The 11,583-nt window shown below is 43.4% G+C and carries 9 protein-coding genes; 7 read left to right on the forward strand and 2 right to left on the reverse strand.

All coding sequences use genetic code 11. From position 1 onward, the window contains the following. Window positions 1–60 precede the first annotated feature (60 nt). Window positions 61–1,485, forward strand: coding sequence for a sensor histidine kinase (locus AC59IL_RS20095; protein ID WP_496553980.1), 1,425 nt, complete (start codon window positions 61–63; stop codon window positions 1,483–1,485). On the opposite strand, the gene AC59IL_RS20100 is transcribed toward AC59IL_RS20095, so the two are convergent. Both AC59IL_RS20100 and AC59IL_RS20105 read right to left on the reverse strand, forming a co-directional pair. Continuing rightward, window positions 1,448–2,677: an S-adenosylmethionine:tRNA ribosyltransferase-isomerase gene (locus AC59IL_RS20100; protein ID WP_496553981.1), complete on the reverse strand. Its 1,230-nt coding sequence runs from the start codon at window positions 2,675–2,677 to the stop codon at window positions 1,448–1,450. The two genes, AC59IL_RS20095 and AC59IL_RS20100, sit on opposite strands and share 38 nt — an antisense overlap. Window positions 2,678–3,131: 454 nt before the next feature. Next, window positions 3,132–3,542: a hypothetical protein gene (locus tag AC59IL_RS20105; RefSeq protein ID WP_496553982.1), complete on the reverse strand. Its 411-nt coding sequence runs from the start codon at window positions 3,540–3,542 to the stop codon at window positions 3,132–3,134. A gap of 535 nt (window positions 3,543–4,077) precedes the next feature. On the opposite strand from AC59IL_RS20105, the gene mraZ reads away from it, so the two are divergent. From mraZ to mraY, 6 genes are all read left to right on the forward strand, one after another. Then, window positions 4,078–4,542 carry a division/cell wall cluster transcriptional repressor MraZ gene (gene mraZ, locus AC59IL_RS20110; RefSeq protein ID WP_496553983.1) on the forward strand — a complete coding sequence of 155 codons (465 nt, stop codon included), beginning with the start codon at window positions 4,078–4,080 and terminating at the stop codon, window positions 4,540–4,542. Window positions 4,543–4,546: 4 nt separating this feature from the next. Next, complete coding sequence (gene rsmH, locus AC59IL_RS20115; protein ID WP_496553984.1) at window positions 4,547–5,467, forward strand: 16S rRNA (cytosine(1402)-N(4))-methyltransferase RsmH; 921 nt, start codon at window positions 4,547–4,549, stop codon at window positions 5,465–5,467. 306 nt (window positions 5,468–5,773) lie between these two features. Beyond that, window positions 5,774–6,121, forward strand: a complete 348-nt coding sequence (locus tag AC59IL_RS20120; protein ID WP_496553985.1) for an FtsL-like putative cell division protein — start codon at window positions 5,774–5,776, stop codon at window positions 6,119–6,121. 10 nt (window positions 6,122–6,131) lie between these two features. Further along, window positions 6,132–8,273 (forward strand): penicillin-binding protein, encoded by a 2,142-nt coding sequence (locus AC59IL_RS20125; protein ID WP_496553986.1) that lies wholly within the window; start codon window positions 6,132–6,134, stop codon window positions 8,271–8,273. A gap of 12 nt (window positions 8,274–8,285) precedes the next feature. Beyond that, complete coding sequence (locus tag AC59IL_RS20130; RefSeq protein ID WP_496553987.1) at window positions 8,286–9,749, forward strand: UDP-N-acetylmuramoyl-L-alanyl-D-glutamate--2,6-diaminopimelate ligase; 1,464 nt, start codon at window positions 8,286–8,288, stop codon at window positions 9,747–9,749. A gap of 508 nt (window positions 9,750–10,257) precedes the next feature. Beyond that, window positions 10,258–11,544, forward strand: coding sequence for a phospho-N-acetylmuramoyl-pentapeptide-transferase (gene mraY / locus AC59IL_RS20135; RefSeq protein ID WP_496553988.1), 1,287 nt, complete (start codon window positions 10,258–10,260; stop codon window positions 11,542–11,544). Window positions 11,545–11,583: the final 39 nt, after the last annotated feature.

The raw sequence follows: 11,583 nt of genomic DNA on the forward strand, positions 1-11,583 counted from the left end.
GTGTTGATCTTTCCTGAAAAAAGACAGGCTAAGGTGTTTGTAATGGCTAACCGGCAGATAATGACAACAGAGGCGTTATTAAAACCATATCAATTGCAGTTAAGGAAAATTTTTCCTGTCATTCTTGTTTTGATCAGCTTATCGCTGATAGGAACCATTTATGTGCAGTACAGCTGGCTTCGTACCATGCTGGTAGACAAGCACGAAGAGTTTAAATACAAACTCATTCGCGGTATTAACGAAGTGGGGAATGTGCTGATGGAACAAAAGGGCACTTTGCCTTCTTTGAAAAATTATCGCACGCGTCCCGACTTTAGCTGGCCTTCGGAACAGTTCAAAATGGAACTGATGAAGCCGCCTACCATTGCCCAAAAGTTTACCGAACAGGAGGTGGCCGAAAAGCTGCATAAAGCGTTTGAAACACAGGATTTAAAAAATATAAAGTTTGAATTTGCCATTACATCTAATGTAAACCTGCTTTCATACGAAATAAAGTCAAGAGGCTTTTTGAATCAGGTCGAAGATACTGCCAGCGATAAAAACCTGGTTTTATATTACCTGTTTCAGCCGCCCAGTGGCAGCGATCTCGAGAACCTGGTACCTGAAGAAACCATGACCGTGGTAGTTCCCAATGTAAAAAAGATCGTACTGAGCGAAATGCGCTGGATGATCGTAGGCGCCATCTTTTTTACCCTCATGATCATTGCTGCATTTTATATTACGGTAAATGCCCTGCTGCGCCAGAAAAAGCTGAGTGAAATAAAGAACGACTTCATTAATAATATGACGCACGAGTTCAAAACGCCGCTGGCTACCATATCGCTTGCGGTGGATGCCCTGCGTAATGAAAAAGTGGCGCGTGACCGCGAAAAGATGAACTACTTCAGCAGTATTATTAAGGAAGAAAACAAACGGATGAACAAGCATGTAGAAACCATTCTGCAGGCTGCTGTAATGGACCGCCAGGAATTGCAGCTGAACAAACAACCGTTGCATGTTCATAATCTCGTACACGAGATCATGGATAACTACAAACTGCAGCTCGAAGAAAAGGGTGCCAGGGCCGAGTTAAGCCTCGATGCCCGTTTCGATTTTATTGAAGCCGATCCGGTACACTTTCGTAACCTGATTTCGAACCTGATCGATAATGCGGTGAAATATTCCAAAGAAAACCTGTTAATAAAAATTGCCACCTGGAACACCAATAAATTCATTGGTATTCGGATAGAAGACAATGGTATTGGTATGAGCAAGGAAACCGTACGACGCATTTTTGAAAAGTTCTACCGCGCCCATACCGGCAATATTCATAATGTAAAAGGCTTTGGTTTGGGCCTTAGCTATGTAAAAACAGTAGTTGATGCCCATTCCGGAAAAATTAAGGTAGATAGCGTGCTGGGCAAAGGCTCTGCTTTTTCACTTGAAATTCCTTTGCTCAAAGAAAATGCTACGGCCGGAACAATAAACAGCCATCACCATAACTAAGAAATCGAAAATCGTTCTCCAGCGCATACTCATATATTTTTCTCCAGCCCGTTCCCACAAAAGCGGCCACCAGCAATAAGAGGGTGCTTTGCGGCTGGTGAAAATTGGTAACCAGCGCTTTGGGTATTTGAAAGGCATAACCCGGAGCAATCAGCAGCGATGTTTTTGTTATAATGCGGTTCATTTTCCGTTGATGCAGGTATTGCAACAGGGCTTCCAGCGCGGCTTTAGCTGTAACGGGCGCTCCATTCGATTCGTAGGGGTCCCACTGGTTTACCACCAGCTCTTCTAACAAAATACCGGGTTGTTTACAAACCTTTACCCCCAGCCAGTAAATGCTTTCAATGGTACGCAGCGACGTGGTGCCCACCACCGTTATCGGTTTATCGGAGTAATTCAAAATACATTCTATGGTTTCGGTTGATACGTCAATGAACTCGGCATGCATCTGGTGCCCGCTCATGGTATCGCTTTTTACCGGTTTAAAAGTGCCGGCGCCCACATGCAGGGTTACAAACCTGCGGTGAATGTTTTTGCGGTTCAGGTTGTCGAAAACAGTATCGGTAAAATGCAATCCGGCAGTGGGGGCTGCAACCGAGCCTTCGGTATTGGCATAAATAGTTTGATAACGCTCTGAGTCTGATTGTTCTACATTTCTTTTGATGTAAGGCGGCAGAGGAATATTACCTGCCGCATGCAGTATTTCGGCAAAGGTGAGGTCGGCGGGCGTCCATGATAGCTCAATGGCAAAGCTGTCTTTTTCCTTACCGGCATACCGGGCCTGCAAAACGATTTCTTCTCCATTATAAGCGATCTTTTTTTCAAGCACCTGTCCCGTTTTCCATTTTGAGGCGCCACCGATCAGGCAAATCCAGGTTACATGGCCCTTTTGGGTCATGGCGGTTGTCATGTCGGCATAGCCGGGCGGGGGCTCCAGACAAAATATCTCCACTACAGCGCCGGTAGGTTTATGAAACAACAGGCGTGCTTCAACAACCTTAGTGTTATTGAAAATGATCAAAGAATCAGGCGGCAGATACTGATGAATATTGCGGTAGATGTCTTCGCTGATGTGTTCGTTGTTGTAGATCAGCAGGCGCGAACTGTCTCTTTCTGTAAGCGGAAACCGGGCAATCTTTGGCTCCGGCAGGTCATAGGTGAAATCGTGAACCGATAGTTCTTTTGGGTGCATCGTATATGCGGCTAACTGCCGCGGTTTTGATGAGGCGCTAAGATACAGATTATACCCCCGTTGAACTATAATACATTTTAGTGATAATTAGAAACCCGTAGCAAAAACTTGATATAGATTTATTTTTTGATTTAAGGAAACAAAATGTTGACGAGTATTTAATTATTTCGTAACTTGGTGGCATAGGATAAGGTTTAATGGTTAATGGTATTTGATTAGTGCAGCCTCCCCTCCGGGAGGCTTTTTTATTTTGATAATCATTGAGTTATAGATAAATTCTGATTTAAGAACCAGCCTTTCGGCTAATGTAGGTTTTACCACAGATTCGGCGGATCGCCAATGAAAGTTCCTCACTACACTCCTGTACACGATAAGTACAGACACGCAGAGCCGGCACCGTATAATCACGGGGCGCCTGAACCGTAACAATCAAACAAATCAACCCGTTAAACTATCATCGTTTAATTTTCGGCACTACCAGCTTCAACCCGCTCCATTGATCGGTTACGGCACACACTTTCACATCTACCAGGTCGTTCTGCAGGGCATAGTTACGAATCACGTCTTCAGTAACATCGGTAGCAATGCCAGCGCTTTTCTTGTACCAGCTTACCCAAATTATAACAGCCGGATTGGCCTTGTACACCGGTTTTAATTTTTTCAGAATGGTTTCAAACTCCCGGTACGTAGTAACAAACACATGAATTAAGTTGGGGATTTCTTTGGCGGTGATGAGCTGCGAATTAATATCGGTATGCAGCCAGCCCTGATATTCGGCAGGTGCATTGATCAGCTGCACCTTCATGGAGGGGGTAATGCCCAGCTTTTTGATCAGGGGAGTGCCTGAATAGCCTGCGGTTGGCATGGGAGAATTTTATGCGAGATTAATCATAAAAACTGAAAGGTAAGTCGCCGGGGTGCTTTTTAAGTAGCGCAACATATACAGCAAACATGCTGTATCATAGGAAAATACTAAGGTTATAATAGGATTATCCTTAGATCATCTTAGGATAAATATCATTGAATAACCCTAAGATGACCCTAACATAACCCTAAGATGAATCTGGGATGGAACTTATTTTACACCTGGTTTATACGCCGGCTGTCCATCGTTTGGTAAAGGGCAATCGCGGTTATTTGCACCACACAGGCATGTAGGGCACATTTAAAACAGCTTCGCCCTAATTCACACCCAATCCACCGTTATTCACGTTTATCCACAGGTTTATGCACATCGGTTTTGCACTGACAACCCGTTTTGCGGCTCAAAACCATTGTAGATCATCCTTATACAAATAATTATCCTTGTGGAAAAAATAATTTTTCCAAATTCAAGTTAGAAAGTGGGAAAAAGTGTTATTTTGTGTAAGTATTAAACAAGTAGATGCAACTCATTGTAAATGATCGTTTTTCTCGGAGAATACGAAGTTACCTTAGACGCAAAAGGTCGTTTTCTCCTACCGGCAGGGCTTAAAAAGCAAATACCGGAGGATGCAGGTGAGCAATTTGTCATAGCCCGTGGTTTTGAAAAATGTTTGACTTTATATCCTAAAAAAAATTGGGATCCCATATTGGCAGAATTGAGTAAAGTTAGCGAATACAAGGCCGAAAACAGGGAGTTCTTAAGATATTTTACAATGGGTGCCACCATATCGGAGCTTGATTCAGCGGGACGCATGTTAATTCCGCCAAATTTAAAAGCCCATGCAGGTTTGGAAAAAGATGTAGTGCTGGTGTCTGTAATAAACAAAATTGAAATCTGGGATAAAGGTAAGTACCAACAGTTCTTTGATTCTTTTACACCGGAAAAGTACAGCGATCTGGCCGAACGGGTAATGGGTGGTCGAAATACTACGCAAATGTAAAGTTATGAGTGAGCCTGTTTACCATGTACCGGTTTTATTGAACGAGGTGATTGAGGGATTGCTCATTCACCCCGGCGGTGTATATGTTGATTGTACCTTTGGCGGCGGGGGTCATTCCCTGGAAATTTTAAAGCGACTGGATGAGCACGGACGGCTGGTTGTTTTTGACCAGGATGCAGATGCCCGGAAGAATGTGCCGGATGATGATCGGGTGATTTTTGTTCAGCACAATTTCAGGCACCTGCAGCGGTTTTGCCGGTTGCATAAAATAACACAGGTTAATGGCATCCTGGCCGACCTGGGTGTAAGCAGCCACCAGTTCGATACAGCCGATCGTGGTTTTAGCACCCGTTTTGAAGGCGACCTCGACATGCGCATGGACCAACGGCAGCAACTGACCGCTTTTGAAGTGGTAAATACTTACACTGAACAGCAATTGCACAAATTGTTTGAACAGTATGGCGAAGTAACCAATTCAAAAACACTGGCCCGTACCATTGTTCAGGTTCGTAAAACCGTATCGCTTAAAACCATCTCCAATTTTAAGCAGGCGCTTCAATCTGTAGTGAAAGGAAATCCTCACAAGTACTTTGCCCAGGTTTTTCAGGCTTTGCGCATTGAAGTAAACGACGAATTAGGGGCATTGAAAGAAATGCTGCAACAGGTTCCCTCCCTGTTAAAACCGAAAGGCCGTGTAGCCATCATCACCTTTCATTCGCTGGAAGACCGGATCGTAAAAAACTATTTCCGTAAAGGACGTTTTGAAGAAGAAGAAACCGATACTGATCCGTTTGGTCGCCAAACAAGTGTTCCACCTCTTAAAGCGATAACCAAAAAACCTATCGAACCAACCGAAGAAGAAATGAAACGCAACCCCCGCGCACGCAGCGCCCGGTTAAGGGTTGCAGAGAAGCCCGAAGGCTGAAAATGTCGAATATTGAATGTTGAATTTTGAATGTAGAAGGAAATGTGAAATGAGAAATGAAGAAGGTGAAGAGTAGGAGGTAAGAAGATGAAATTGAAGGATGTTGGTAATTAGTAGAAGTGATTGAAAATTCGGCAACTATTCACCATTGACCATTCACCATTCACGAAAAAAAAGTTCTTATTCTCATAATAAAGGGTATTGTTTGTGATTTGCTTTCAATGTTTTTTGAAACGCACCTCGTGAATTAAGCTTACGTAGCGGTTAGGCGGATAGCACCTGCCTGGCCGCTATTTGATTAAACCAATGAGTGAAGAAAAAGAAATATCACGCAGGAAAAAAGATCGCGCCCGGACGCGATTGTTCGGTCATCGATGGATTGTGAAGAATATTCCTTTCTTCCTTTTTCTGTCGGTACTGGCAGTGATTTACATATATAATGGTCACTATGCCGATAAAACCGTTCGCAGTATAAACAAGGTAAACAGAGAATTGAAAGAATTGCAATACGAATTTAAAACACTGAAAAGCGAAGTGATGTACCGCAGCAAACAAAGCGAACTGGCTAAAGCCGTGCAACCGCTTGGTTTAAAAGAACTGACAATTCCGCCGGCGGTGCTTGTTGATACTTTGAATATTGCAAGTGGAAATTGACCATTCACCATTGACCAGAGCATTGGAAGTAAAAAAGGACATATTATGGCGTGTATACCTTGCCTTTCTGGGCATTGTGGTGTTCAGTATTGTGATACTGGGGCGGGCGATATACATTCAGCAGGTGCAGGGAGCTTATTGGCGCGAACAGGCAAAAGACCAGCAACAAAAGTTTGTTGAAATTGATGCGCAGCGCGGTACCATTTACAGTGAAGATGGCCGCATGCTCAGCACCTCAACACCATATTTTGATATATATATTGATTTCGCAGCAGAAGGGTTACGTGAAAAGAACGGAGCGCGGTTCGAAAACAATCTCGATTCGTTGTGCATCGGCCTTGCCGAATTGTTCAACGAAAAAAACAAAGCATCATGGCGTCGCGAATTGAAAAGCGGCTACCAGAAAAAGAACCGGTACTATTTGTTAAAAAAGAACATTACGTTCGCCCAATACAAACAGTTGCGTAGTTTGCCACTGGTGCGTTTGGGAAAAGATAAAAGCGGATTCATTGCCGATGTGAAAGATAAAAGATTGAATCCGTTTGGCTTACTGGCAAACAGAACAATTGGTTTATCGCGCGAGTATATCGATAGCGGCGGAACGATGCGCAATATGAATGTGGGCCTTGAAAAAACATACGATGATCAATTGCGGGGCGAGAGCGGAAAACGCCTGATGCGAAAAATTGCGGCCGGCGTATTTGTTCCTGTAGATGGTTCTGAAATTGAACCGCAGAATGGTAAAGATATTATTACAACGCTCGATGTAAATATTCAGGATATTGCAGAAAATGCATTACTGAAAGTTTTGACAGAAAATGAATGTGAGTATGGCACTTGTATTGTAATGGAAGTAGCTACCGGCAAGATCAAAGCAATTTCGAATCTTGGCCGAAGGAACGACGGCAGTTATTGGGAAAATATGAATTATGCCATTCAGGCATCTGAACCGGGTTCTACGTTTAAACTGGCCACCATGTTATCGCTGCTCGAAGATCAGTTGATAACTTTGAACCAACACGTAAATCTCGAAGGAGGAAGCTGGAATGTGAATGGAAGAACGGTATACGATACTGAAGATCATGGAACCGATGCAACCGTAAAGCAGGCGTTTGAACACAGCTCGAATGTTGGCATGGCCAAGTTAACAATGACTTACTATGCTAAAAATCCGACCCGGTTTGTAAATCACATTAAGAAGCTGCGATTTGATCAGCCAACCGGCATCGACCTGTTGGGCGAAGCAACACCTGTAATAAAAACACCCAAATCAAAAACATGGAGCGCTACTTCTTTGCCATGGATGAGTTTTGGGTACGAAGTACTGGTAAGCCCTTTGCAAACACTAACGTTGTATAATGCGGTTGCCAACGGCGGAAAAATGATGAAGCCTTACCTCGTGAATGCCGTAATGGAAAATGGAGTGAACATCCGGGAATTTCAGCCGGTGGTTCTTGAAGAATCGGTTTGCAGTGCAAAAACATTGAATCTGTTACGCGAATGTTTGGAAGGCGTTTGTACCGAAGGCACAGGAATGGATTTGTTCAAAGGCGCCGCCTACAAAGCCGCTGGTAAAACCGGTACCGCTTTAATGGCCAATGGCAACAGAGGATACAGCGATCATATTTATCAGAGCTCTTTTGCCGGTTATTTTCCGGCCGATCATCCTCAATACAGTTGTATTGTGGTGATTCGCAACAAACCTTTTTCACGCGAATACTATGGTGCAAAAGTAGCCGGTCCGGTTTTTAAAGAAATAGCCGATAAGCTGTATGCACAGAATGCCGATGAAAGCAGAGGCCTTAAACAGCTGGCGTTGAAAAAAGACAGCAGTTACTATTTATATGCCGGTGCAACGGAAGATATAAAAGAGGTGATGGAAAAATTGAAGATGAAATACAGCGATTCGTCGCAGCAGGATGAGTGGAGCAGTTTATACGCTGTAAATAATAAACCGGTATTGAACAACAAAACAGTAGCGCCACGCATCATGCCCGATATGCGGGGACTGGGATTAAAAGATGCATTGTTTTTACTGGAGAACCGACGGTTGAAAGTTGTTTTTCACGGAAAAGGAAAAGTGATCAGTCAGAGTATTGAACCCGGTACAACGGTAAGCAATCACCAGACTGTTATTTTAGAACTGAATTAATAATTATACGGCTTGACGCTGCAGGACATATTATATAAGGTGAGCATCCGATCGGTACATGGCAACACGGGCATTTCGGTTCGTGACCTGCAAACCGATTCGCGTAAAGTGAGTGAAGGATCGGTTTTTATTGCTCTGAAAGGAACTGCGGTCGATGGCCACGGGTTTATTGATCAGGTGGTGCAACAGGGAGTGAAAGCGGTGATTTGTGAAACAATGCCAAAAGCACTGAACGAGGGCGTAACCTATGTGCAGGTTGAGAACAGTAACACGGCTGCAGGTTATATGGCACATAATTTTTACGGCCAGCCGTCTGAAAAAGTGAAACTGATAGGAGTAACCGGTACCAATGGAAAAACAACTATTGCTACCTTATTATTCAAGCTCTTTACATCGTTGGGATATAAATGTGGTTTGCTGAGCACCGTTCAAAATCATATTGGTGATGAAATAGTGCCGGCAACGCATACCACACCCGATGCTATTAATCTGAATGCATTATTGCAGCAGATGGTGAACAGCGGCTGCACCCATGTGTTTATGGAAACCAGCTCGCATGCGATTCATCAGCATCGCATCACGGGTTTAAAATATACAGGTGGTTTGTTCAGCAACATAACACACGATCACCTGGATTATCATAAAACCTTTGATGAATACATCAGGGTAAAGAAATCTTTTTTCGATACACTGCCATCTGATGCATTTGCTATTTCAAATGCCGATGATAAACGCGGACAGGTAATGTTGCAAAACACACATGCACACAAATACCTGTACAGTTTGCGCACGATGGCCGAGTTTAAAGGAAAGATCCTGGAAAACAGGTTAACCGGTTTGGTTATGACCATTAACGACCAGGAAGTGCATTTCAGATTGATCGGAGAGTTCAATGCCTATAACCTGCTGGCTGTATATGGAGCGGCAGTTTGTTTGGGCGAAGATAAACAGGAAGTATTGCGTTGTTTGAGTGGGATTACCGGGGCCGAAGGGCGCTTTGATTATATGATTTCGGCAAAACAAATGATAATCGGAATTGTGGATTATGCACACACACCCGACGCTTTGCTGAATGTGCTGGCTACTATTAAAAAATTGCGCGAAGGTCATGAGCAGATCATTACAGTAGTTGGTTGCGGCGGCGACCGCGACAAAACCAAACGCCCGGTGATGGCCGAAGTAACCTGTGAGCACAGCGATAAAGTGGTGTTTACCTCTGATAATCCGCGCAGTGAAGATCCTTTGCAGATACTGGCCGATATGGAAACCGGTTTAAACACGGCCGCCAAAAGAAAGTATGTATCGGTACCCGATCGCAAAGAAGCCATTAAACTGGCAGTGAGTATGGCAAAGCCCGGCGACATTGTACTGATAGCCGGCAAAGGACACGAAAAATACCAGGAGATAAAAGGAGTAAAACATCCTTTCGATGATAAAAAGGTGCTGAAGGAAATGTTTGAGCTGTATGAGAAATGAAGCAGCTAATTTGAAAATTTGAAATTGTGCAAATTTGAAAATGAAGTCCGAAGGACTTCAATGTGAACAACTCCCGGTGAAACCGGGAGAATATGAATAGCCGGGGTGAAACCCCGGAGGATACAATGACAACCCAACAGGGTTGAAAATGTGAGAAGGGAAATGGCAATCAGAAGGGCTGATTGAAATATCGGCAACTATTCACCATTGACCATTCACCATTGACAAAAAAACAGATACGGACGGTTACATAGCTGAGAGTAAAAAAAGAGTAGAAGGAGATAAGAGCGACCACCACAAAAAGAAGAGAAAAGATTTTGGAAAAAGGTACAGGCGAAAAGGCAAGGGTTAAAGGTTAGGCACTGAATCAACAGGCAGGATGTAAAAACAGAGAGAAACGCTTAATCTCTTTTTACTCTTTTACTCCTGGCACAAGAGGAACTCTTTATCTCTTTATATTCTTTCCCGCCCATGGCGGGAAAAATCTCTTAGCCTAAAAAGAAACCAAATGCTGTACCATTTAATTGATTGGTTAAAGGAACTGGGGGTAAAGTTTCCGGGTAATGCGCTGTTTCAGTTCATTACATCACGGGTATTGCTGGCTGTTATTCTGTCGCTGGTAATATCGGCCGTTTTTGGTAAACAGTTCATCAATTACCTGCGTAAAAAACAGGTAGGTGAAACAGTACGTGATCTGGGGCTTGCCGGTGAGGCGCAAAAAAAGGGTACGCCAACAATGGGTGGATTCATTATCATCCTCGCCATTCTTGTTCCAACCCTGTTACTGGCCGATCTGAACAAAGCATATATACGCCTGATGCTGTTTGCAACAGTATGGCTCGGTTTGATAGGTTTTATCGACGATTACCTGAAACTGCGTGCAAAAAGACAGGCACAACAACAGGGTATAGCATATAAAAAAGGCAATAAAGATGGTTTGGCCGGATGGTTTAAAGTACTCGGTCAGGTGGTATTGGGTTTTGTGGTAGCGATGGTACTGTTGTTTAACAACAATACAAAAGTGTGGCGCGAATATACCGGTGACAATTTGCCTGCTGATACAAGTAATATGCAGATTCACCGGGTGCAGTTTGATAACCACGAAAAAATATTCGTAGAAGCTAATGAACCCATCACAACCATACCGTTTGTAAAATCGCATGAGTTTAACTACTCGAAATTATTACCGGGTGGACTTCGCTCTTTGACATGGATCTTATATGTGATCGTTGTGATATTTATTGTTACCGCTGTTTCGAACGGTGCAAATATCACAGATGGTATAGATGGTTTGGCAACGGGCACCAGCGCCATTATAGGAACCTGCTTAGGCATTTTTGCCTATGCCAGCGGTAACCTTCGGTTTGCAGAGTACCTCAATATCATGTATATACCCAACCTTGGTGAGCTGAGTATTTTTATCGGAGCGCTTATCGGGGCCTGTATTGGGTTTTTGTGGTACAATGCGTATCCGGCGCAGGTATTTATGGGCGATACAGGAAGCTTAACGCTTGGTGGTATCATTGCGGCATTGGCCATTATTGTAAGAAAAGAATTATTGATACCCATTTTTTGCGGTGTATTCCTCGTAGAAGTGCTGAGTGTAAGTTTACAGGTAACGTATTTTAAATACACCAAAAAGAAATATGGCGAAGGGAAGCGGATCTTTTTAATGAGCCCCCTGCATCACCATTATCAGAAACTGGGATATCATGAATCGAAAATAGTGACGAGGTTTTGGATTGTGACCATTTTATGTATCGTGTTTTCGATAGTAACCTTAAAAATCAGATAAGAACATAAATGCCGCTACAGGCATCTTAAATAAAAAAAG

It is taken from the genome of Niastella sp. sgz303648, assembly GCF_059587045.1.

Coding starts and splice junctions, on each gene's coding strand:
- AC59IL_RS20095 (WP_496553980.1), top strand. CDS start 61: ATGACAACAGAGGCGTTATTAAAACCATATCAATTGCAGTTAAGGAAA.
- AC59IL_RS20100 (WP_496553981.1), bottom strand. CDS start 2,677: ATGCACCCAAAAGAACTATCGGTTCACGATTTCACCTATGACCTGCCG.
- AC59IL_RS20105 (WP_496553982.1), bottom strand. CDS start 3,542: ATGCCAACCGCAGGCTATTCAGGCACTCCCCTGATCAAAAAGCTGGGC.
- mraZ (WP_496553983.1), top strand. CDS start 4,078: ATGATCGTTTTTCTCGGAGAATACGAAGTTACCTTAGACGCAAAAGGT.
- rsmH (WP_496553984.1), top strand. CDS start 4,547: ATGAGTGAGCCTGTTTACCATGTACCGGTTTTATTGAACGAGGTGATT.
- AC59IL_RS20120 (WP_496553985.1), top strand. CDS start 5,774: ATGAGTGAAGAAAAAGAAATATCACGCAGGAAAAAAGATCGCGCCCGG.
- mraY (WP_496553988.1), top strand. CDS start 10,258: ATGCTGTACCATTTAATTGATTGGTTAAAGGAACTGGGGGTAAAGTTT.